The sequence below is a fragment of the Pseudomonas extremorientalis genome, from assembly GCF_001870465.1.
In the GTDB taxonomy this organism is placed as follows: domain Bacteria; phylum Pseudomonadota; class Gammaproteobacteria; order Pseudomonadales; family Pseudomonadaceae; genus Aquipseudomonas; species Aquipseudomonas extremorientalis.
This window is the reverse complement of sequence record NZ_MDGK01000047.1, coordinates 163,484-185,307: the sequence shown is the minus strand read 5'-3', so window position 1 is coordinate 185,307 and position 21,824 is coordinate 163,484. Positions and strand designations below refer to the sequence as shown.

Annotated in this window: 22 protein-coding genes and 1 pseudogene; 7 read left to right on the top strand and 16 right to left on the bottom strand. The window is 60.6% G+C overall.

Translation table 11 applies throughout. The annotated features are described in order from the left end of the window. Nucleotides 1–87 precede the first annotated feature (87 nt). Both ctaD and coxB read right to left on the bottom strand, forming a co-directional pair. Nucleotides 88–1,674, bottom strand: a complete 1,587-nt coding sequence (gene ctaD / locus BFN10_RS18805) for a cytochrome c oxidase subunit I (protein WP_071490933.1) — start codon at nucleotides 1,672–1,674, stop codon at nucleotides 88–90. Between the two features lie 58 nt (nucleotides 1,675–1,732). Beyond that, nucleotides 1,733–2,860: a cytochrome c oxidase subunit II gene (coxB, locus tag BFN10_RS18800; protein WP_071490932.1), complete on the bottom strand. Its 1,128-nt coding sequence runs from the start codon at nucleotides 2,858–2,860 to the stop codon at nucleotides 1,733–1,735. A gap of 367 nt (nucleotides 2,861–3,227) precedes the next feature. Between coxB and BFN10_RS18795 the strand changes: the two genes are divergently transcribed. Beyond that, a complete protein-coding gene (locus tag BFN10_RS18795; RefSeq protein ID WP_071490931.1) occupies nucleotides 3,228–3,875 on the top strand; it encodes a hypothetical protein in 648 nt (215 codons plus the stop codon). A 53-nt stretch (nucleotides 3,876–3,928) separates the two neighbouring features. Here BFN10_RS18795 and BFN10_RS18790 read toward each other — a convergent pair whose 3' ends face one another. The 6 genes and pseudogenes from BFN10_RS18790 to BFN10_RS18765 form a co-directional block, all read right to left on the bottom strand. Continuing rightward, nucleotides 3,929–5,470 carry a SulP family inorganic anion transporter gene (locus BFN10_RS18790; RefSeq protein ID WP_071490930.1) on the bottom strand — a complete coding sequence of 514 codons (1,542 nt, stop codon included), beginning with the start codon at nucleotides 5,468–5,470 and terminating at the stop codon, nucleotides 3,929–3,931. An 85-nt stretch (nucleotides 5,471–5,555) separates the two neighbouring features. Continuing rightward, nucleotides 5,556–6,287, bottom strand: coding sequence for a carbonic anhydrase (locus BFN10_RS18785; RefSeq protein WP_071490929.1), 732 nt, complete (start codon nucleotides 6,285–6,287; stop codon nucleotides 5,556–5,558). A 227-nt stretch (nucleotides 6,288–6,514) separates the two neighbouring features. Then, complete coding sequence (locus BFN10_RS18780; protein WP_071490928.1) at nucleotides 6,515–7,573, bottom strand: PA0069 family radical SAM protein; 1,059 nt, start codon at nucleotides 7,571–7,573, stop codon at nucleotides 6,515–6,517. Nucleotides 7,574–7,643: 70 nt separating this feature from the next. Then, nucleotides 7,644–8,953: pseudogene (locus BFN10_RS18775) on the bottom strand (c-type cytochrome). 12 nt (nucleotides 8,954–8,965) lie between these two features. Further along, nucleotides 8,966–10,750: a GMC family oxidoreductase gene (locus BFN10_RS18770; RefSeq protein WP_071490926.1), complete on the bottom strand. Its 1,785-nt coding sequence runs from the start codon at nucleotides 10,748–10,750 to the stop codon at nucleotides 8,966–8,968. A 2-nt stretch (nucleotides 10,751–10,752) separates the two neighbouring features. Beyond that, nucleotides 10,753–11,505: a gluconate 2-dehydrogenase subunit 3 family protein gene (locus tag BFN10_RS18765; RefSeq protein WP_071490925.1), complete on the bottom strand. Its 753-nt coding sequence runs from the start codon at nucleotides 11,503–11,505 to the stop codon at nucleotides 10,753–10,755. A 226-nt stretch (nucleotides 11,506–11,731) separates the two neighbouring features. Here BFN10_RS18765 and BFN10_RS18760 point away from each other — a divergent pair, with 226 nt between their 5' ends. Continuing rightward, entirely contained in the window at nucleotides 11,732–12,382 is a 651-nt protein-coding gene (locus BFN10_RS18760) for a phosphatase domain-containing protein (protein ID WP_071490924.1), read from the top strand. Nucleotides 12,383–12,425: 43 nt separating this feature from the next. Here BFN10_RS18760 and BFN10_RS18755 read toward each other — a convergent pair whose 3' ends face one another. Both BFN10_RS18755 and prlC read right to left on the bottom strand, forming a co-directional pair. Then, nucleotides 12,426–12,701: a YheV family putative zinc ribbon protein gene (locus BFN10_RS18755; protein WP_003187322.1), complete on the bottom strand. Its 276-nt coding sequence runs from the start codon at nucleotides 12,699–12,701 to the stop codon at nucleotides 12,426–12,428. Then, the gene (prlC, locus tag BFN10_RS18750) at nucleotides 12,698–14,797 is read right to left on the bottom strand and encodes an oligopeptidase A (protein WP_170856038.1); all 2,100 of its coding nucleotides are present in this window, start codon (nucleotides 14,795–14,797) and stop codon (nucleotides 12,698–12,700) included. Before prlC ends, BFN10_RS18755 begins: the two co-directional genes overlap by 4 nt. A gap of 54 nt (nucleotides 14,798–14,851) precedes the next feature. On the opposite strand from prlC, the gene BFN10_RS18745 reads away from it, so the two are divergent. Both BFN10_RS18745 and BFN10_RS18740 read left to right on the top strand, forming a co-directional pair. Beyond that, nucleotides 14,852–15,394, top strand: coding sequence for a gamma carbonic anhydrase family protein (locus BFN10_RS18745; protein ID WP_071490922.1), 543 nt, complete (start codon nucleotides 14,852–14,854; stop codon nucleotides 15,392–15,394). Further along, the gene (locus BFN10_RS18740; protein ID WP_071490921.1) at nucleotides 15,391–16,050 is read left to right on the top strand and encodes an HAD family hydrolase; all 660 of its coding nucleotides are present in this window, start codon (nucleotides 15,391–15,393) and stop codon (nucleotides 16,048–16,050) included. The genes BFN10_RS18745 and BFN10_RS18740 overlap by 4 nt, the downstream gene beginning before the upstream one ends. A 43-nt stretch (nucleotides 16,051–16,093) precedes the next feature. On the opposite strand, the gene BFN10_RS18735 is transcribed toward BFN10_RS18740, so the two are convergent. Then, the gene (locus BFN10_RS18735) at nucleotides 16,094–17,179 is read right to left on the bottom strand and encodes an aminopeptidase (RefSeq protein WP_071490920.1); all 1,086 of its coding nucleotides are present in this window, start codon (nucleotides 17,177–17,179) and stop codon (nucleotides 16,094–16,096) included. A 141-nt stretch (nucleotides 17,180–17,320) separates the two neighbouring features. Here BFN10_RS18735 and BFN10_RS18730 point away from each other — a divergent pair, with 141 nt between their 5' ends. Then, nucleotides 17,321–17,743 carry a PA0061/PA0062 family lipoprotein gene (locus BFN10_RS18730; RefSeq protein ID WP_071490919.1) on the top strand — a complete coding sequence of 141 codons (423 nt, stop codon included), beginning with the start codon at nucleotides 17,321–17,323 and terminating at the stop codon, nucleotides 17,741–17,743. On the opposite strand, the gene BFN10_RS18725 is transcribed toward BFN10_RS18730, so the two are convergent. Both BFN10_RS18725 and BFN10_RS18720 read right to left on the bottom strand, forming a co-directional pair. After that, complete coding sequence (locus BFN10_RS18725) at nucleotides 17,744–17,983, bottom strand: DUF1161 domain-containing protein (RefSeq protein ID WP_010207769.1); 240 nt, start codon at nucleotides 17,981–17,983, stop codon at nucleotides 17,744–17,746. Between the two features lie 145 nt (nucleotides 17,984–18,128). Continuing rightward, nucleotides 18,129–18,560 carry an OsmC family protein gene (locus tag BFN10_RS18720; protein ID WP_017253980.1) on the bottom strand — a complete coding sequence of 144 codons (432 nt, stop codon included), beginning with the start codon at nucleotides 18,558–18,560 and terminating at the stop codon, nucleotides 18,129–18,131. Nucleotides 18,561–18,778: 218 nt separating this feature from the next. Between BFN10_RS18720 and BFN10_RS18715 the strand changes: the two genes are divergently transcribed. Beyond that, nucleotides 18,779–19,780 carry an LLM class flavin-dependent oxidoreductase gene (locus BFN10_RS18715; RefSeq protein WP_071490918.1) on the top strand — a complete coding sequence of 334 codons (1,002 nt, stop codon included), beginning with the start codon at nucleotides 18,779–18,781 and terminating at the stop codon, nucleotides 19,778–19,780. Between the two features lie 61 nt (nucleotides 19,781–19,841). Here the strand turns inward: BFN10_RS18715 and BFN10_RS18710 are convergent, their stop codons facing one another. Beyond that, nucleotides 19,842–20,069, bottom strand: a complete 228-nt coding sequence (locus BFN10_RS18710) for a DUF1161 domain-containing protein (RefSeq protein ID WP_012721486.1) — start codon at nucleotides 20,067–20,069, stop codon at nucleotides 19,842–19,844. 115 nt (nucleotides 20,070–20,184) lie between these two features. Then, the gene (locus BFN10_RS18705) at nucleotides 20,185–20,400 is read right to left on the bottom strand and encodes a dodecin (protein WP_032885105.1); all 216 of its coding nucleotides are present in this window, start codon (nucleotides 20,398–20,400) and stop codon (nucleotides 20,185–20,187) included. A gap of 156 nt (nucleotides 20,401–20,556) precedes the next feature. Between BFN10_RS18705 and BFN10_RS18700 the strand changes: the two genes are divergently transcribed. Further along, entirely contained in the window at nucleotides 20,557–20,883 is a 327-nt protein-coding gene (locus BFN10_RS18700) for an ElaB/YgaM/YqjD family protein (RefSeq protein ID WP_003170746.1), read from the top strand. On the opposite strand, the gene BFN10_RS18695 is transcribed toward BFN10_RS18700, so the two are convergent. Beyond that, entirely contained in the window at nucleotides 20,880–21,776 is an 897-nt protein-coding gene (locus tag BFN10_RS18695) for a LysR family transcriptional regulator (protein ID WP_071490917.1), read from the bottom strand. The two genes, BFN10_RS18700 and BFN10_RS18695, sit on opposite strands and share 4 nt — an antisense overlap. Nucleotides 21,777–21,824: the final 48 nt, after the last annotated feature.

The window sequence follows — 21,824 nt, the reverse complement described above, 5'->3', positions numbered from 1 at the left end:
TACAGCCAATCATGATGTCGGCTGACACACCGCTATCGGGGGCAAGCCCCCTCCCACATTGGCCGTGTAAGCAGTGCCAAGGCGTGTTCATTTGACCTCCGGCGGCGTGGTGAAGGTGTGGTATGGCGCCGGCGAAGGGATGCTCCACTCCAGGCCTTCAGCGCCATCCCAGGGCTTGGCCGGCGCCAGCGGGCCGCCACGGATGCACTTGATCACGATAAACAGGAAGAAGATCTGCGTGGCGCCGAACATGAACGCGCCGATCGACGAAACCATGTTGAAGTCAGCGAACTGCAGGTTGTAGTCCGGCACCCGGCGCGGCATGCCCGCCAGCCCGACAAAATGCATCGGGAAAAACGCCATGTTCATGCCCACGAAAGACAACCAGAAGTGCAGCTTGCCCAGGGTTTCGTCGTACATGTGGCCGGTCCATTTCGGCAGCCAGTAGTAGGCCGAGGCGAAGATGCCGAAGATCGCACCGGGCACCAGTACGTAATGGAAGTGCGCCACCACGAAATAGGTGTCGTGGTACTGGAAGTCCGCCGGGGCAATCGCCAGCATCAGCCCGGAGAAACCGCCAATGGTGAACAGGATCACGAAGGCCACGGCGAACAGCATCGGCGTTTCGAAGGTCAGCGAGCCCTGCCACATGGTGCTGACCCAGTTGAACACCTTCACCCCGGTGGGCACGGCAATCAGCAGGGTGGCGTACATGAAGAACAACTCGCCCACCAGCGGGATGCCCACCACGAACATGTGGTGCGCCCACACGATGAACGACAGGAATGCAATGCTCGCCGTGGCGTAGACCATCGAGGTGTAGCCGAACAACGGCTTGCGCGAAAAGGTCGGGATGATCGAGCTGACGGCGCCGAAGGCCGGCAGGATCATGATGTACACCTCGGGGTGGCCGAAAAACCAGAACACGTGCTGGAACAGCACCGGGTCACCGCCGCCGGCCGCGCTGAAGAAGCTGGTACCGAAGTGGATGTCCATCAGCATCATGGTCACACACCCGGCCAGCACCGGCATGACCGCGATCAGCAGGAACGCGGTGATCAGCCAGGTCCACACGAACAGCGGCATTTTCATCAAGGTCATGCCCGGGGCACGCAGGTTGAGGATGGTGGCGACCACGTTGATCGCGCCCATGATCGAGCTGATACCCATCAGATGAATGGCGAAGATAAAGAACGTCACGCTTTCCGGTGCGTAGGTGGTGGAGAGCGGCGCGTAGAAGGTCCAGCCGAAGTTCGGCCCGCCTCCTGGCGTGAACAGCGTCGAGACCAGCAGCAGGAAGGCGGCCGGCAACAGCCAGAAACTGAAGTTGTTCATGCGCGGCAGGGCCATGTCGGGCGCGCCGATCATCAGCGGGATCATCCAGTTGGCCAGGCCGACAAACGCCGGCATTACCGCGCCGAACACCATGATCAGACCGTGCATGGTGGTCATCTGGTTGAAGAACGCCGGCTGCACGATCTGCAGGCCGGGCTGGAACAGCTCGGCCCGGATCACCATGGCGAACGAGCCGCCGAGCAAGAACATGGCAAAGGCGAACCACAGGTACATGGTGCCGATGTCTTTGTGGTTGGTGGTCAGCACCCAGCGCATCAGGCCCTTGGCGGGGCCGTGGGCATGGTCGGCGTGACCATGGTCGTCGATCACAGCGCTCATGGTCGTTCTCCTGCAAGCGAGTGGGCGGGGCGGGTCGCGGTCAATGCCATGAGAGAGGTCATTTGCTTTCCGCCTGCTTGATGGCCAGCACGTCTTTAGGCGTGACCATGTCGCCTTTGTTGTTACCCCAGGCATTACGCTCGTAGGTCACCACGGCGGCGATATCCACTTCCGAGAGCTGCTTGCCGAACGCCGCCATCGCGGTGCCGGGCTTGCCGTGGTACACGAGGCTCAGGTGATCGGCGGCGGGACCGGTGGCGATCTTGGAACCCTTGAGCGCCGGGAACATGGGTGGCAGGCCCTGGCCTTCGGCCTGGTGACAGGCCACGCAGGTGGTGTGGTAGACCTTGTCGCCACGGGCCACCAGCTCGTCCAGGGTCCACTCTTTGGAGGTCAGCTCCTTGAGCTTGGCGGCCTCTGCCTTGCGCTCGCCAAGCCAGGTGTCGTAGTCGGCCTTGGACTTGACCTCGACGACGATGGGCATGAAGCCGTGGTCCTTGCCGCACAGCTCGGCGCACTGGCCACGGTAGATGCCGGGCTTCTCGACACGGGTCCAGGCCTCGTTGACGAAGCCGGGAATTGCGTCGCGCTTGACCGCAAACGCCGGCACCCACCAGGAGTGGATCACATCGGCGGCGGTCACCAGGAAGCGCACCTTGGCCCCCACCGGCAACACCAGCGGCTGGTCGACTTCCAGCAGATAGTGTTCGCCCTTGGTCGCCTGGTTGTGGATCTGTTCGGCGGGCGTGGCCAGGTTGCTGAAGAACTCCACATCCTGGCCCAGGTATTTGTAATGCCATTTCCACTGGTAGCCGGTGACCTGGATATCGATATCCGACTCACTGCTGTCGTAGATATTGATCAGGGTCTTGGTGGCCGGAATGGCCATCGCGATCAGGATCAGCAAGGGCACTACGGTCCAGAGGATCTCCACGGTAGTGCTCTCGTGGAACTTGGCCGCGACCTGGCCCGTAGACCGGCGATGAACGATCATCGACCAGAACATCGCGCCAAACACGATGATGCCGATCACCACACAGATCCAGAATATGGTCATGTGCAGGTCGAACACAGCGTGACTGACTTCTGTCGCCCCTGGCGCCATATTCGTTGTCCAGGCGGCATGTGCCTGGCCGAATACCGACCACAACAGGAGGCCCATCCAAACATGTGGATGTCGCATCATTGCGGGTTCCCCTTATCGTTCTTGTTATCCCGCCGGTTTGCACCTGCGTCGAAGGGAGCGGCTTCCATACTGCTTACAACCGCCTGGCCTTGCCTGCTTATGCAGTCTGGCGTCATCAGCTAATCGCGTACAAATCCGAGTATAGACAGGCTCTGCAACCCCGCAATGTGTAGGGGCAAATGAGTAGAAATGACTGGCTGGAGTCAATAAAACCGGGCACGGAATCGTTTATCCGACGAACGATGGCAATTCGATATAACGCGGGCGCATAACCATGAAATAATTATGACAAATGCGTCTGAGGCGCTCGTATAAACGAGCTACCTTATCTTCTCCCTTTTCCTACGCCTGCATCACTGGAGCTTTCATGAACACCGCCGCATTGCGCGAGCAGATTTCCCGTGCCCATCAACACGAAGCCAGCACTGGCCAGCTTGCCCTGCAACTGGAAAAACAATTGCCGCACCTGCATTCGGCCATCTCCCTGGCTGACGGTGATCGCAACATTGTCATGACCCGCTTTGTCACCGCCTACATCGACTTGGTCCCGGACTTGCTGGACGCCGCCAACGACGTGGCCCGCGAGGCCGGTATCGAAAGCCAGATCAAACCGGTACTGAAAATCGCCGAGCACTTCTTCCTGCAACCACCTGCCATCCTGGCCGGCCATGAAGGTCTCGATGGCCTGCTGGATGAGGCCTACCTGGCTCATCGCCTGGTCGAAGAGGTCAACGATTTGTATATCAAGCACTTTGGCCAGCCGTTGATTCCGGCCGATACCACGGTGGCCAATGTCATTGCCCATCAGTTGATCGGCGAAACCTTCGCCAACCTGCTGGATGAAGCGGTACACCACGCAGTGGATGAAATGCTCAACGAAGAAAGCTTTGCGCTGGAGTCCGTGGAGGCTTATCGCGAACAGCTCAAGAGCCCCGACACGGAAGCCGCGTGGAAGCGCTGGCCATGCCTGTCGCGACAGCTGGGGGTTGAGTTGGCGCTGGATCAGCCGGCCTGATCCCGCCTTGTAGGAGCTGGCTTGCCGGCTCCTACAAGGCGTTGTTTTGCTGTTCAGGCTGGCGCGGAGCCTATCCCCGTCGTCGTCCTCACCCGGCCTTCCAGCCGACGCTTCAACCCGCGCGCCTCGATCACCAACGTCGAGCCCTTGGCCGCATTGGCCCGCCCCCATTCCTCCAGCAATTCCAGGCAGGAATGGTCGATGTAACTCAGGTTGCTCAGCGGAACATGCACGGTCGTCCCGGCAGGCACCGTCGACAAGACTTGAGTCAACGCGGGCACTTTCAGAAAGGTCGCCGCACCGGTCAGGCGCAGTTCCATCTCACCGTCCTGAGGCAGGTCGATCAGGCTGACCTTCAACCGCGAAGCCTTGAACGCCAGCTTGACCAACGTCAGCCCGAAGCCCACCAATACGCCGGTCAGCAGGTCGGTAAAGATGATCGCCAGCGCCGTGGCCGCGTAGGTAAACATCGGCATCCGCCCATAGCGCCCCAGTGCCTTGAAGGCCTTGATGTCGACCAGCTTGATACCGGTGTACACCAGCACACCCGCCAGGCTCGCCACCGGGATGCTTTGCAGCACACTCGACAGCAACAGCACGAACGCCAGCAGCCACAGGCCATGGAACATCGCCGACAAGCGCGTGGTTGCACCGGCCTGCACGTTGGCCGAGCTGCGCACAATCACGCCGGTCATCGGCAAGGCGCCGACCAGGCCGCAGAGCATGTTGCCCACCCCTTGAGCAGACAACTCCTTGTCGAAATCCGAACGCTGACCGCTGTGCATGCGGTCGACCGCCGCCGCAGACAGCAGCGTTTCAGCGCTCGCGATAAACGCCACGGCAAATGCGGCGATCAACAGTTGGGGATCGGCAAGGTTCAACAGGTCACTGGGGCGTAGCCAGTCGATGGCATCAGCAAGGTTTTCCGGGACTTCGACACGCTTGACCTGCAACGCCAGCACCAGGCTGACAACCGTGGCCAGGCCCACGCCCAGCAAAGCACCGGGCACAAAGCGCAGCTGCTGCGGGCGCAATTTGTCCCAGGCGTACATCACCAGCATCGTCGACAAACCGAGCAACCCGGCCTGCCAGCCCAGGCCACCGCCCAGGGTCGGGATTGCGTCGGCCAGCGCCGCCGGGAAGCCTGCCAGATTGTCGAGCCCCGAAGGCTTGGGCGCGCCGTCGAGCATCACGTGGATCTGCGACAGCACAATCAGCACGCCAATCCCCGCCAACATGCCGTACACCACCGCCGGTGCCGTGACGCGAAACCAGCAGCCCAGGCGCAAACGCCCGGCAACCAGTTGCAGGAATCCCGCCAGCAGCAGGATCGGCCCGAGCATCAGCATGCCGTGCTGGCGCACCAACTCGAACACCAGCACCGCCAGGCCCGCCGCCGGGCCACTGACTTGCAACGGCGAGCCCGCCAACCAGCCCACCACCAAGCCTCCGATAATCCCGGTAATCAGGCCTTTGGCCGGCGGCATGCCAGAGGCGATCGCAATCCCCATGCACAAGGGCAGGGCGACCAGAAACACAACCACGGAAGCGAGCAGCTCCCTTGGCAATACAGCTTTCAATTGAGCAGCACGCATGATGACTCTCCCGAGGCATTCGCCGGGCGCGGTAAAGCCTGGCTGCGTCCATGGCAGCCACCGCTTTACCCGGCAGGGAAGTGTGTTAGAAGCGCGCTTTAGGCGTCGCGCAAGGGATCGGTCCGTCGCCGCTCAACGGTCGGAACGTCGACTGGTCGGCATCGTAGGCGCGGATTTCGCTGGTCTCGATGTTGTAGATCCAACCGTGGATAAACAAATGACCATTGGCCATGCGCGAAGCCACGGAGGGGTGAGTGCGCAAATGTTGCAGTTGGGCGATGACGTTTTCTTCGGTGAGCACTTTCATGCTCTCGCCTTCATTGGCGCAGTCGCAGTTGTCATGCACCATGGTCTTGGCAACCTCGGCATGCCGCAGCCAGGCCTTGACCGTCGGCATCTTCTCCAGGCTGTCAGGGTTGAGCACCGCGCGCATGGCGCCACAATCGGAGTGCCCGCAGACGATGATGTGCTGCACGCCAAGGGCGAGTACCGCGTACTCGATGGCCGTGGAAACACCGCCGTTCATCTGGCCGTAAGGCGGTACGACGTTGCCGACGTTACGGGTCACGAACAGATCGCCAGGAGAGCTCTGGGTGATCAGCTCAGGCACGATGCGCGAGTCGGCGCAGGTAATGAACATCGCACGTGGGCTCTGGGCCGTGGCGAGTTTCTTGAAGAGTTCTTCCTGCTGGGGGAAGACGTCGTGATGGAAATGCAAAAAGCCGTCAACGATATGCTTTAGCGCTGCATCGGCGGTTTCAGCCACCTGAGGGGCAGAAGCCGACGCAGCCAACGGCTGTTTATCCTTGTCACTCATGGTTCATCCTCTTGATTAATGCAGGGGAGTTTTCAAGTCAGTTGGACGCTTGGCCAGTGGATTAGTTGTAAAACGCCAGGGGCCACAGTGCCGACTCATCAGTCACTCGCTGAACAAGGTAACCGCCGAAACTTAACTCAAACTGAATGAACCGCTCTAGATCGAGGGTTTCAGTGATGTCAAAACGCGACCACTCCTACGGGAACGGTGCGTTCTGCCCTGTCAGTCTACAACAATGCCATCTGTCTGCCCGGAGGACAGAACGCCGTGCAATCCAGGTCAAACCCTTCCCGCCGGTTGAGCCCCAGCCGCTTGATGGCTTTACTGAAGCGCTGCGCCAGCAAGTCGGCAAACGGCCCTTCGCCACGCATGCGTACGCCGAAGCGGCTGTCATACACCTCGCCGCCACGCACCTGGCGCACCAGGCTCATCACATGGGCCGCACGCTGTGGGTAATGCGCCGCCAGCCACTCCTCAAACAACGGCGCCACCTCCAGCGGCAGGCGCAGCATCATGTACGCCGCACTTTGCGCGCCCGCAGCGTGAGCTTCGGTCAGCAGGCTTTCCAGCTCACTGTCATTGATCATCGGAATCATCGGCGAGCACAGCACGCCCACCGGGATCCCAGCCTCACGCATCACCCGGATCGCGCGCAGGCGCGCCTTGGGCGCCGCCGTGCGTGGCTCCAGGATACGCTTGAGTTCGTCGTCCAGGCTGGTGAGGCTGATCATCACGGCGACCAGCCGCTGGCGCGCCAACTCGGTGAGCACGTCCAGATCGCGCAATATCAGCGAGCCCTTGGTGATGATGGTCACCGGATGGCGATAGCGCAGCAGCACTTGCAGGGTTTGCCGGGTGATCTTGTACTCGCGCTCGATCGGTTGGTACGGGTCGGTGTTGGACCCAAGGTTGATCGGCGCGCACACGTAACCCGGTTTCGACAACTGCTGTTCCAGCACATCGGCGGCGTTGGTCTTGGCGATCAGTCTGGTTTCGAAATCCAGCCCCGGCGACATGTCCCAATAGGCATGGCTCGGCCGTGCGTAGCAGTAGATACAGCCGTGCTCACAGCCACGGTAGGGGTTGATCGAACGATCGAACGGCAAGTCCGGCGAGTTGTTGCGGGTGATGATGGTCTTGGCCGTTTCGATGCGCACTTCAGTGCCCTGGGTCGGCGGCACTTCCTGGAACCAGCCGTCATCCTCGACCACGCTGACAGTCGGTGCGAAGCGGTTGTGCAGGTTGGTGGCCGTGCCCCGGCCACGGGGCGGCAACGGAGTAGACATGAAAACGCCTCGATACTGTTTTTATATACAGTATCGAGGCGCAGGGCTTCTGACCAGTGCCGTTTGGCGGTCAGCCAGGGATCAGTGCCGTTGCGTGACCTGGCCCAGGTCATCGCCCGAGGTGGTGCGCATATCGTTCTTGCGCAGGTCCGCCACTTCGTTGGCCTTCACCGGCGCACCTTTATTGCCCCAACTGCCCCGAATGAAACTGACCACATCCGCCACTTCCTGATCCGACAGACGCCAGGCGAACGCCGGCATGGTGAAGGTCGAGGGCGCCGCGTGGGTAGCCGGCAAGGTGCCGCCATTCAACACGATGTTGATCAACGACGTGGCATCCGCCGTCTGCACTACCGGGTTACCCGCCAGCGCCGGGAACACCCGCGTGTAGCCATGCCCGTCGGTACGGTGGCAGGCCGCGCAGTTGTCGATATATACCGACGCGCCCGGCTTGCGGTCATCGCCTTTCCACAGCGCCTCGGCCACCTGCTTGTCGTACTGATGCGCTTGGTCCTTGGGGTCTACCGCCGGCAAGCTCTTGAGGTAACGGGCGATAGCCGTCAGGTCATCCTCCGACATGTACTGCATGCTGTGGACGACAACGTCGCTCATGCCACCAAACACCGCGCTGCGATCACTGCGCCCGGTCTTGAGGAATTGCACCAACTGCTCCTCACTCCAACTGCCGAGGCCGTCCTTGTGGTCACCGCGCAGGCTTTTGGCGATCCAGCCCTCCAGCGGCGCACTGCCGGACAGGAAGGCGTTGCCGTCAGAGGCACTCAGGGCTTTTTCCTGCATGGTCAGGGCCCGTGGCGTGTGACATGCGCCGCAATGGCCAAGGCCTTCCACCAGGTAGGCGCCACGGCTGACCACCGGGTCGGCGGCGGCTTGCGCCTGATGCGCTTCGACAGCCGGCGCAAACATCCAACGCCACGCCGCCAGCGGCCAGCGCATGCTCAAGGGCCACGGAATATCGCTGTCCTTGTTCTGCTGAGCGACCGGTTCGACACCCTTCATGAAATACGCATACAACGCCTGCATATCGCTGTCGCTGACACGCGCATAAGACGGGTAGGGCATCGCCGGGTAAAGCGTACTACCGCTCTTGGCGACGCCATGGCGCACGGCCTTGTCGAAGTCTTCGAAGCTGTAGTCGCCCAGGCCGGTCTTGTCCGGGGTGATGTTGGTGGAATAGATCACGCCTATCGGCGTTTCCATCGGCAGGCCGCCGGCGAAGGGCTTGCCGCCTTTGGCGGTGTGGCAGGCCACGCAATCACCGGCGCGGGCCAGGTATTCACCCTGCTTGATCAAATCGGTTTCAGCCGCACTGACAGAGCAACTGCTGAACAGGGCGAAGGTGGCGATAACAAGTGCTTTCATGGTCGTCGCTCCTTATGCCTGAACCAGTGGGCCGGGATTTTTCAGGTATTGCTCGCGAATGGCCCGCGCCGACCAGTAGGTCAGCGCCGCCACCAGGCCGGTAGGGTTGTAGCCCAGGCCTTGTGGGAAAGCGGACGCACCTGGGACAAACACGTTGTGCACATCCCAGCACTGCAGGTAGCGGTTCAACGCGCTGGTTTTCGGGTCGGTGCCCATGATCGCGCCGCCATTGAGGTGGGTGGTCTGGTAGGACGCCGTGTCGAAATGCTCACCGACCTTTTTGCCGAGCAGGGCAATCGCCTTGGGGTTCATCGCCTCGGCGACCTTGCTCATTTTCTCGACCATGAAGCGGTTCATCTTGATGTCGTTTTCCTGCCAGTCGAACGTCATCCGCAGCAGCGGCAGGCCGTAGGCATCGCGATAAACAGGGTCCAGATCCAGGTAGTTGCCCCGGTAGGATTGATGGGCACCGTGGGCATCCATCGACACCTGGTGGGTGTAGTAATCGGCGGTGGCGCGTTTCCACGCGCTGCCCCAGGCCGGTGTGCCTGGCGGGTTGGACGTACCGGCAATCGGCCGGCTGCCGGCCTGGTTGACCCACATCGGCGAGCCCCCCACGAAGCCATGGGGGCCATGGTCGAAGTTGTCGGCGTTGAAGTCATCGATGGCCACGCCATTGCCGCCTGCACCGATGAAGTTGTTGGTATGAGTGTCTTTGTCGAAGAAGGCCTTGATGGTGGCCATGTTCTGGTAGGCGAAGTTCCTGCCCACCACGCCCTCATTGGTTATCGGGTCGTAGGGCTTGCCGATGCCCGACAACAGCATCAAACGCACGTTGTGGAACTGGAAGGCGCCGAGAATCACCAGATCTGCCGGCTGTTCGCATTCCCGGCCCTGGGCGTCGATGTAGGTCACGCCGGTGGCCTTGCTCTTGGTGCTGTCGAGGTTGACCTTGAGTACGTGGGAATTGGGCCGCAGCTCAAAGTTCGGTACCTGGCGCAACGCCGGCAGGATGTTCACGTTCGGCGAGGCCTTGGAATACATGTAGCAGACATAGCCGCTGCAGAAACCGCAGAAGTTGCACGGCCCCATCTGCGCACCGTAGGGGTTGGTATAGGGCCCCGAGGTATTGGCGGACGGCAGGTTGTAGGGTTTGTAACCCACCTCGGCAGCCGCTTTCTGAAACAGCTGTGCGGAGACCGTATTCTTCTGCGCTTCCAACGGGAACGGATTGGAACGGTCCGGTGCATACGGGTTGCCGCCACGGCCTTCGCCTACCAGCTGACCTTTTACGGTCCAGGCCTGGCCGGAGGTGCCGAAGACTTTTTCCGCGTAGTCGAAAAACGGCTCCAGCTCTTCATAGCTCACGCCGAAGTCCTGGATGGTCATGTCCTTGGGGATGAAGTTTTTGCCGTAGCGCTCCTCATAGTGGCTGCGCATGCGCAGCTCGATCGGGTCGACACGGAAATGCACCCCCGACCAATGCAGGCCCGCGCCGCCCACACCGTTGCCCGGCAGGAACGCGCCCAACTGACGGTTGGGCAGGGCGACGTCATTCACGCTATGGCGAATGGTCACGGTCTCTTTGGAAATGTCCTGGAAGAGTTTTTTACGCACGCTGTAGGTCAGTTCGTCGATGACCTGGGGATAGTTGCCGTCCGGGTAGGTGTCCTGCATCGGGCCACGCTCCAGCGCAACCACGTTGAGGCCTGCTTCCGTCAGCTCCTTGGCCATGATCGCGCCGGTCCAGCCGAAGCCTACGATCACTGCATCCACTTTCTTCATGATGGTCGCCACGTTTATGCCCTCTCACCGCGGATGGAAACTGCCGGAAAGGGGTATTGCTCGTTGCGTTCAACCCAGTCCATGAAATCGGCGCGAGCGCCGGGGAAGCCGATCATGGTCCAGCCGACCATGCCTTTGTTGCCACCGTGGATGGGGTCGCAAAAGAACCCTTCCTTGGTGTTTTGCAGCAACAGGTTGAAGAACATCTTGGGCGGCACCGCTTCAAAATGCGCCGTCACTTCACTGCCGCCAGCCTCCAGACGACGCAACATATCGTCTCGGGTAGCGCTGTCTTGCGCAGCAAAAGCTTTACCGTTGAAGGCTTTCGACCAGGCATCCGTCGCGGCAATGCCCAGGCGATAGATGTCCTTGGGCACCAGTTTGGACTGCCAGCCCATCTCTGGAGCGGCATCCGCGTTGAACGGCCCTTGCATGAACCACAGGGCGCCGCTGGCGTACGGGGTGTTCATCTGACGGTCGATATATTCCGGCGCACCGGCTTCCAGGGCGCCCGGGCCTTGCTCATCGGCGGGAATCAGGCGCTCGACGGCGGCGTTGATAAACGCCCACTCCTCAGCCGTGAAGTAAGTAGGCTCGTAGGCCTTTTCACTTACCGCAGGCTTGGCGGGAGCGGCCTGCGCCGGTTCAGGCGTTGCCATCAACATCGAGCCGCCAAGGCCAGTGCTGGCAACCGTGACCACCGGGATCAAGGTCAAGGATTTGCGCAAAAAGTCACGCCGGGGGTTGTCTTGATCTTGATCAGACATGGTGGCACCTCATCATGTGGTCACGGGAATATCGGCCGGCTTCTAGTGAGCGGCTTGGCCTTTTAGGCAATCAATAGTTACAAATGATAGCAGGCTATGAATTCACAGAACCGTTTCAGCGACTAAAGACTGAGGATTCACGATTCTTTGACGGCCTCCTCACGCCTCATTGACCCCCTCTGGACGAACCTGAGCACCACCCACTCCTTGCTCGGTTATGTCACCCATGCTCAAGAATCAATGGTTGTCGGGCCTCGGCCTCGCGATCATCGCGATGTTCACCTGCGCTTACGCTCAAGCCGACGACACCGTCTCAATCCGTTCACCGGAGTGGGCCCAACCTGTGGGTAATCAATACAACCTGCACCAGATGACGCCCACCCTCTACCGCAGCGCACTACCGGATCGCAACGCCGGGCCGCTGTTGGAACAGCTGAAGATCGGCACCGTGATCAACTTCCTGCCGGAGTCGGATGCCGACTGGCTCAAATCGCCTGGCATCCGTCAGGTTCAACTGACGTATCGCACCAACCATGTAGATGATACGGACGTGTTGGCGGCGCTGAGGGCCATCCGGGAAGCCGAAGCCAACGGCCCGGTGCTGATGCATTGCAAGCACGGCTCTGACCGCACTGGCCTGATGGCGGCGATGTATCGAGTCGTGATTCAGGGATGGAGCAAGGAAGACGCGCTGAACGAAATGACCTTGGGCGGGTTTGGCACCAGCAATGGCTTCAAGGACGGCGTTCGCTACATGATGAGGGCCGATATCGACAAGTTACGCACGGCCTTGGCGAATGGCGATTGCAGCACCAGCGCGTTCGCGTTGTGCTCGATGAAGGATTGGATCACGACGACGGGAAAAGACGAGAAATAACTGTAGGAGCCCGGCTGGCCGAACTCCTACAGAGGGCCGCCCGTCAGTCTTTTTTCAACTTCGGATTAGGAAAGAACTGCACCGCCTGCACCTTCGGATCCGCCGGTGCTTTCAACGCCGTGGTATTGACCCGCGTACCCAATTCCTTGGGCACCGACAACCCTTGATCATTCAGCGTGTCGGTATAGCCGCAGGCCACGCACTCACGGTGCGGGACGTTGTCCTCGGTCCACATCTTCAGCTTGTCCGGCTCACTGCATGCCGGGCAGACCGCCCCGGCGATAAATTGCTTTTTGGTAATCACAGGCCCTTCACTCATGCTGCCGCGTCCTCACTCAGGCCGCTGTGGCGCAAGAGTGCGTCAATCGACGGCGCACGTCCGCGGAAGTCGACGAACAGCACCATCGGCTCCTGGGAGCCGCCACGCGCCAGGATCGCTTCGCGGAAGGCACGGCCGGTCTCGGCGTTGAGCACGCCGTCTTCTTCGAACTTGGAGAAGGCATCCGCCGACAACACTTCGGCCCACTTGTAGCTGTAGTAACCCGCCGCATAACCGCCCGCGAAGATGTGCGCAAAGCTGTTGGGGAAGCGGTTGTAGGCCGGCGGACGCATCACCGACACTTCATCGCGCACTCCTTCCAGCACCTGCGCCACGCTGCGACCATCGCCGTGGGTGGCGTGCAATTCAAAGTCGAACAGCGAGAACTCCAGTTGGCGCACCATCATCAGGCCGGACTGGAAATTCTTCGCCGCGAGCATTTTTTCCAGCAGGTCCTGGGGCAACGGCTCGCCGGTTTCATAGTGGCCGGAGATCAGCGCCAGGCCTTCCGGCTCCCAGCACCAGTTCTCCATGAACTGGCTCGGCAGTTCCACCGCATCCCAGGCCACGCCATTGATGCCGGACACGCCTGCGTGTTCTACGCGGGTCAGCAGGTGATGCAAGCCGTGGCCGAATTCGTGGAACAACGTGGTGACTTCATCGTGGGTCAGCAGGGCAGGCTTGCCGCTGTCGGCCGGGGTGAAGTTGCACACCAGGTTGGCCACCGGGCTTTGCAGCACACCGTCGATGGTGCGGCGACGGTCGCGGGCACCGTCCATCCAGGCACCGCCGCGCTTGTTGGCGCGGGCATACAGGTCAAAGAAGAAGCGGCCCACGTGTTGCCCGTTTTCCTTGATTTCGAACAGGCGGACATCCGGGTGCCAGGTGTCGAAGCCTTTCTGCTCGGCGATCTCGATGCCGTACAGGCGCTGCACGATGGCGAACAGGCCGCCCAGCACTTTGTCGATCGGGAAGTAGGCGCGCAGGGCTTCCTGGGACACGCTGTAGCGCTGCTCGCGGAGTTTTTCGCCGTAGAAACCGCTGTCCCAGCTTTGCAGGTCGGCGCAGCCTTGTTCGGCGGCGTAGGCCTTGAGCTGTTGCAGGTCCTGGGCGGCAAACGGCTTGCTGCGCTTGGCCAGGTCACGCAGGAAGCTCAGCACCTGGTCACTGGACTCGGCCATCTTGGTGGCCAGGCTCAGTTCGGAGAAAGACGCATAACCCAGCAACTGGGCCAGTTCCTGGCGCAGGTCGAGGATCTGTTCCATCACCGGGCCGTTATCGTTCTGACCGGCATTCGGGCCTTGGTCCGACGCGCGGGTGCAGTAGGCCGCGTAGACTTCTTCACGCAGGGCACGGTCCTGAGCGTAAGTCATGACGGCGTAGTAGCTAGGGAATTCGAGGGTGATCAGCCAGCCGTCGAGGCCTTTGGCCTGGGCGGCGGCGGCCATTTGCGCCTTGGCCGAGTCGGTCAGCCCGGCGAGGGTGGCTTCATCGGTGACGTGCCTGGTCCAGGCCTGGGTGGCGTCCAGCAACTGGTTGGAGAACTTGCTGCCCAGCTCCGACAGCTTGCTCTGCACTTCGGCGTAGCGTTTTTGCTGCTCCGGCGGCAGGTCGATGCCCGACAGGCGGAAGTCACGCAGGGAGTGTTCCAGGATGGTTTTCTGCGCCACGTCGAAACCGGCGGCTTCCGGGCTGTTAGCCAGGGCTTCGAAGGCCTGGAACAGCGCACGGTTCTGGCCCATCTCGGTGGAGTAGGCGCTCAATGCCGGCAGGCAGCCTTCGTAGGCTTCGCGCAGTTCGGCGCTGTTGCACACGGCGTTGAGGTGGCTGACCGGGCTCCACGCGGCGCCCAGACGATCATTCAGCTCGTCCATGGCCAGCACCAGGCCGGCCCATGTCGGATTTTTGCCCTGGCTTTGCAGGATGCCTTCGATGGCAACGCGGTTGTCGGCGAGGATCTGTTCGATGGCCGGCTGGACGTGCTCGGCACGGATCGCCGAGAACGGCGGCAGGTCGTAGGACTGCAGAAGAGGGTTGTTCGCGCTCACGGTTGGCACCTTGGCTGAAGAAACATGTAAGAACAAAGATGGGGCCATCTTAATTACAATCAACGCCCACCGCAGCTATCAGCAGAAGAGAGAGAGGCTATCGTGACCCTTCGCACCTATCAGAACCACACGCCAGCCCTGGGCGTCGGGGCTTTTGTCGATATTTCGGCGGTGGTGATCGGCGATGTCGAAATCGGCGCCGACAGCTCGGTCTGGCCGCTGACCGTGATCCGCGGCGACATGCACCGTATCCGTATCGGTGCGCGCACCAGCGTGCAGGATGGCTGTGTGCTGCACATCACCCACGCCGGGCCGTTCAACCCGAACGGTTTCCCGCTGCTGATCGGCGACGACGTGACCATCGCCCACAAGGTCATGCTGCATGGTTGCACAGTCGGCAATCGCATCCTGATCGGCATGGGCAGCATCGTGATGGATGGCGCCGTGGTCGAGGACGACGTGATCATCGGCGCCGGCAGCCTGGTGCCGCCGGGCAAGAAACTTGAAAGCGGCTTCCTGTATGTCGGCAGCCCGGTCAAACAGATTCGCCCGTTGACTGACAAGGAACGCGCCTTTTTCACCTACAGCGCCGCGAACTACGTGAAGCTCAAAGACCTGCACCTGGCTGAAGGATTCGACCGATGACCCTGCCTTACCAAACCGTCCTGTTCGACCTGGACGGCACGCTCACCGACCCACGCGAGGGCATTACCCGCTCGATCCAGTATGCCCTCGGCAAGTTGGGTATCGACGAGCCGGACCTGACCAAACTCGAACACTTCATCGGCCCGCCCTTGCTGCAGGCGTTCATGCAGTTCTACGGCTTCGACGAGGCCAAGGCCTGGGAAGCGGTGAACTTCTATCGCGAGCGTTTCAAGGTCACCGGCCTGTACGAAAACCGTGTGTTCGACGGCGTGATGCCGCTGCTGGAAGCATTGAACGATCAAGGCCGCCAGCTCTACGTCGCCACTTCCAAGCCCTGGGTGTTTGCCCGCGAAATCGCCCGGCATTTCGACTTTGCCAAGCACTTCAAGGTGATCTACGGCAGCGAGCTGGACGGGACGCGCACCAACAAAGTCGAACTGATCGCCCACCTGATGAGCGAGGAAGGCCTGGACCCGGCCACCACCTTGATGATTGGTGATCGCAAGCATGACCTGATCGGCGCGCACAAGAATGGGCTGGATTCGGCGGCGGTGGGGTATGGGTTCGGCAGTTTCGAGGAGCTGAATGCCGAGGCGCCGACCTGGCATTTCGAGACGTTGGCGCAGATGCACCAGGCGTTTTTGCAGCGCACTTGAGGGCGCTATCGGGGGGCAAGCCCCCTCCCACAGTTGAGTGTGTTCACAAATTAGCATGTGGGAGGGGCTTGCCCCCGGTGAGGCCCTGAAGGCCAATACCTTGCAACTGCCTCAACGCCGCCTTGCGCTGCTCCATCGGCAATCCGCCCAGCTTCTCCACCGCCGCATAAAACCTCAGCCAATCCCCACCTTCCTGCGCAAACAACGCCGCAAACGCAGGCACCCACTGGTCATACAGCCCGAACGGTAACAACCGCGCATTGTTCATGGGTTGGTTGATCCACGCGTCATACCGTTTGTCCCCGCCCCACTGGCTGTCGCGCAGCTGCCGGTAATCGCGACGCAGACGCTCGAACTCGGCCGCCTTCGCCCGGCGCATCACATCAGCGGCCAAGGGTTGGGCATAGAGTTTTTCCAATCGTTGGCGGGTATCGAGGATCAGCTGAATGAACTCATCACGCTGCTTCGACGCCGACAGGCTCTGCGGCGCCAAGCCACGTGCAGCGCGCCACTGGCGCGTGCCTTCCTGCTCGACGAAATTGGCAAACGACTCATTGAACTCGGTGTCGTCCTTCACATAGAAACGCTGATGCGCCAGTTCGTGGAAGATCAACGTGGCCAGCCGCTCATCACCCCAGTTCATCATCGAATTCATGATCGGGTCATTGAACCAGCCCAAGGTGGAATAGGCCTCGACACCGCCGATCGACACGTCCATGCCTCGCTGCTTCAACAACGCCGCCTCACCACGCGCCGCACCCTGGTTGTAGTAGCCGCGATAGGCCACACAGCCCGCAATGGGGAAGCAATGGGTTTCAGGAGACAGGGAAAACTCCTGCGTGGCGAAGACGTTCCAGACCACATAGGGTCGGCCAATGTCGGCGTACAACCTGTAACTCTGGTTGTCAGGCAGATGCAGGTGTTCACTGGCGAACGTACGCGCCTTTTGCGATTGCGCCAGGTGTTCGCGCAACAGCGGTGGGCGGGAAGGGTCGGCGATCACCTGCGCCACCGGCTCCCGGGCCCGCAGCAATTGCCACTGACCGCTGGCCAACTGGCTGTAATAGCTGACACTGGAACAGCCGCTGAGCAGCACAACCATCAACCCTGGAAGAAAACGCCTGACCATGCCCCGACCGCTCCTGGGTAATTTGCTCGCCAGACTATCGCGCCCAGGCGGAATTTTTCCATGGCGCGACGTGTTTATACTCATAGGAAGTCTGCCGCCGTCGCAGCAGGCTCAATTCTATCTTCCCGTTGAGTGCCTGCCATGCGCCAGCTCTTGTTACCCGTCGCCGCTTTGTTCCTCAGCGCCTGCACGACAACACCCGTACCACCGATGGATCCGCAACAGGCGTGGGTCGATTTCACTACGCCGACGCCGGGTTCCAAGCTGGTCATGGCGCAGCGTCTGGACGGCAAGAACCTGGATGACGGACGTTTCTTCCAAATGCCACCCGGCCATCATGAACTGATGGTGCGCTTCGACTTTGAAGTCCCGGCCGGCGGCGGTTTGGGTGGGCTCAGCCAGATGATGTATCGCACCTGCTTCATGACCCTGGAATATGACCACTTCCAGGCTGGCCAGCGTTATGTGCTGGAAGGACGCTCGCTGGCCTTCACGCCGAATATCCGGTTGTACGATTCGGCGCGTCAGTTGCTCGCGGAGGAACGCAGCGTCAACTGCATCTGATCAGTCGTTGTTCTTCTGGTAGACAATGGCCTTGGTGCCGTTCTCACAGCTGCCGACGACCATGGCACTGTCGTGCTTGTCGGCTTCTTCCTTGCTGACAATCTCCAAAGTGTAGGACGGAACCGCGTTGGCCTGGATCTTGACCTCGATCTCCTTCCTGAGCTCTTCGCAGTCTTTTGGCGCGGCCACAGCCGATGTGGCCAATACACCGCAGATGATCGCCAAGGCAAAACGTTTCATGTGTGAAGCTCCCTGAATGCATTGCGCACGGGTGTGCGCCTAGGCTGCATGGTAATAGGACCACACTTACAAAACACGAGTTCTGATTTAACGCAGGGCTAAATGTGGAAGAGGGCTTGCCCCCTCCCACATTGGACGGGGTGTGTCAGCTGACCAAGGTGGCATCCAGGCTGATTTTTGCGTTCAGCACTTTGGACACCGGGCATCCTTCCTTGGCTTTTTTGCTCAGTTCATCGAACTGCGCCTGGCTCGCGCCCGGAATCTTGGCCTTGAGGATCAGGTGCACAGCGGTGATCGCAAAACCACCGTCAACCTGGTCCAGAGTCACTTCGGCCTGGGTATCAATGCTGTCAGCCTTGAGCCCGGCATCGCCGAGAATCATGGAAAACGCCATGGAGAAACAGCCGGCGTGGGCCGCACCGATCAGTTCTTCCGGGTTGGTGCCCTTGCCGCCCTCGAAACGGGCCTTGAAGCCGTAGGGCGCTTCACGCAGTACGCCGGTTTCCGTGGAAATGGATCCCAGGCCAGTCTTCAGGTCACCTTCCCAATGCGCGGATGCTTTTTTAACGATACTCATAGCGGTCTCCTCGAACGGTGGTTTTGCGTCAGTAAGGGTTCTGAGGATAGTCGGCCCGGCAAAGTTCATCTTGTGAGAAAAACCTAGCGATTCAGTAGGAAATTTCCTGGCCTGCTATTGAATCTCGGGTATATGCCCTCATTGCATAGAGCATGCACATGAAGCGGCAGGTTTTGGTTCGTCTAAAAAGCCTGCGGCCCCTTTGGAGAAGCAGGCTTATGAAATCGCTGTCCGACGTAAAGTTCTCGACCCTCGACCTGGTGCCCGTGCGCGCCAACGGCAGTCCGGCGCAGTCACTGCGCAATTCCCTAGACCTGGCCCAGCATGTAGAAAAGTTCGGCTACACCCGTTTCTGGGTGGCTGAACACCACAATATGGACGGTATCGCCAGTTCGGCCACCTCGGTGCTGCTGGGTTACCTGGCCGGTGGCACCTCGACGATCCGCGTCGGCTCTGGCGGCGTGATGCTGCCCAACCATGCGCCGCTGGTGATCGCCGAACAGTTCGGCACCCTGGAAAGCCTCTACCCCGGCCGTATCGACCTGGGCCTGGGCCGCGCACCCGGCTCCGACCAGATGACCGCCCGCGCCCTGCGCCGTGAGCGCTCCGGCAGTGCCGACGATTTCCCCGAAGATGTGGCGGAGCTGATGGCCTACCTCGGCCCACGCACCCCCGACCAACGGGTGATCGCCGTCCCCGGTACCGGCACCAACGTACCGGTCTGGCTGCTGGGCTCCAGCCTGTTCAGCGCGCAATTGGCAGGTGAGCGCGGTCTGCCTTACGCCTTCGCCTCGCATTTCGCACCGCGCCTGATGCATGAGGCGATTCGCGTGTATCGCAATCACTTCAAGCCTTCGGCCGTGCTGGACAAGCCTTACGTGATGCTTGGCATTCCGCTGGTCGCTGCAGATACGGATGAACAGGCTGAATACCTCGCCACCTCGGTCTACCAGCGCATCCTCGCGCTGATGCGCGGGCAAAGCCTGGTGCAGCGCCCACCGGTGAAAACCATGGACGGCCTGTGGCTGCCCCATGAAAAAGACGCGGTCGGCAGCTTCCTCGGCCTGGCCATGGTCGGTAGCCCGGCAAAGATCCGCGCCAAGCTGGAGGTGCTGATCGAACAAACCGGCGCCGATGAGCTGATCTTTACCTGCGACCTGTACGAGCACGCCGATCGGATTCATTCCTACGAACTGCTGGCGCAAGTGATGAAGGGCTAAAACCCTCAGGCGAAAAAAAACCGACGCACTCGCGTCGGTTTTTTACGTCTGCAACACGGGATTAACCGCGCTTGTAGGCGATTTCCTTGGTACCGGCTTCGCAGCTGCCGACTACCGTGTAGCCATCGGCTGCAGCGCCTTTATCCACAACTTCCAACGAATAACCCGAAGCGCCCTTGGCGTCGATTTTCGCCGCAATCTCGCTTTTCAGCTCTTCACAAGGCTTGCCCGCCGCCAGGGCTGTGCCTGCAATGCTCAACAAACCTACCGCTAACAGGAACTTCTTCATCCGTTACTTTCCTTGCGCTGATCAAAAAGAGCGTGCCGACGCTTGCGGCATCGGCACCCATTGGTTGTAGCGCAGGTTATGGCAATCGGCCAGTCAGCAAGTTCAACCGCTGCGATCAACTACTGGCAATTCGGAACCCTACCTTGAGGGTGACCTGATAGTGCGCAACCTTGCCATTCTCGATATGGCCACGTGTTTCAGTCACTTCAAACCACTCGAGATGCTTGATGCTCTTGTTGGCTTCAGCAATGGCATTGTTGATCGCGTCTTCGATGCTGGTGGTCGACGAGCCAACCAATTCGACTTTCTTGTAGGTGTGATGATCACTCATGGCAGTTCTCCTAAGGGTCGTTAAGCAAGCGTAGCAGTCAATGTTCGTACTGCTTCTGGCGACCGTTCCTACCTGAAAGTTCAGATTAACTGCACTTTCTGAAACGGCCGCAGTCGGTATCTACACACGCCACTCAATCACTTCAGGAGAGTCCACATGGCCAACACTTCTTTACGCAAAGCGTCGCTGGAAAGCATGGAAGCCGAGATTTCGAGCCTGCTCAAGTCTCTGGAAAGCCTCAAGGACGATGCGTCTGACGAATCGCGCAAAACCTTGAAGGCCCTGAAAAGCAATGCCGAGAATGCCCTCAAGCACTCCCGCCACCTGATCAGCGATGCCTACGAAGAAAGCAAAGTCAAAATTCGCGAAACCGGTGTCGCAACCCGGGACTACGCACAAGAACACCCATGGACCACAGCCGGTGTTGCCGTAGGCGCACTGGGCCTGCTGGCCGCCTACCTGCTGTGCAAGCGCGGTGACTAATCTGGCTGGCGCAACAGCTCAGCCTTGAGCCACTGCGCCAGTTGCCCGGCGCGTCCGTCTGCGGCGCGCTTGGGTAGCCACAACGCCAGGTGCGCTGGGGTTTCACTGAAACCCCACGGCGCCACCAGGCGACCCGCGCGCAAGTCTTCGACCACCAGCGGTTCTGGCGCAATCGCAACGCCCAGCCCGGCCACTGCCGCCTCCAGCAAATAATACAAATGCTCAAACCCCTGGCCGCGTTTCAACGCGCCGGGTTCGATGCCGTGTTGCCGCGCCCAACTGGGCCAGGCTTGCGGACGTGAGGTGGTGTGCAACAGCGCTTCACCACACAACGCCGACGCGGGTGCCCGGCGCAGCCGCTCGTAGCCGGCAAAACGCGGGCTCATCACCGGGCCGATGCGTTCGCTGGCCAGTTCATACACCTGCATATCCGCAGGCCAGGGTGGCTCGGCGAACACCAACAGGGCATCCAGGCCGGGGCGGCGCGGGTCGAGGTCACCGTCACCCGCCGACAGATGCAGGCGCAGGTCCGGCAGGTCCGCGTTCAAGCGACCCAGGCGCGGGATCAGCCAGCGCGCCAGCAAGCTGCCCGAGCAACCCAGCACGAACGGTGCGTCGGCACTGCTCTGGGTCAGTTCGGCGCACACGTCCCTCAGCCGCTCGAACGCCTCGGCACTGGCGTCACGTAAACGAGTACCGGCATCTGTGAGTTTAAGGCCGCGCCCCTCCTTGACGAACAAACTCACGCCCAAGTGCTCTTCCAGCACTTTCAATTGCCGGCTTACCGCACCATGGGTCACATGCAATTGCTCGGCTGCCTGGCTGACGCTGTTCAAACGGGCGGTGGCTTCAAAGGCACGCAAGGCATTGAGGGGTGGAAGGTCTCGACTCATTTGTGAGTTTTCCTGACAGGTTGCGGCGATCTTATCGGTTTTCAGCGC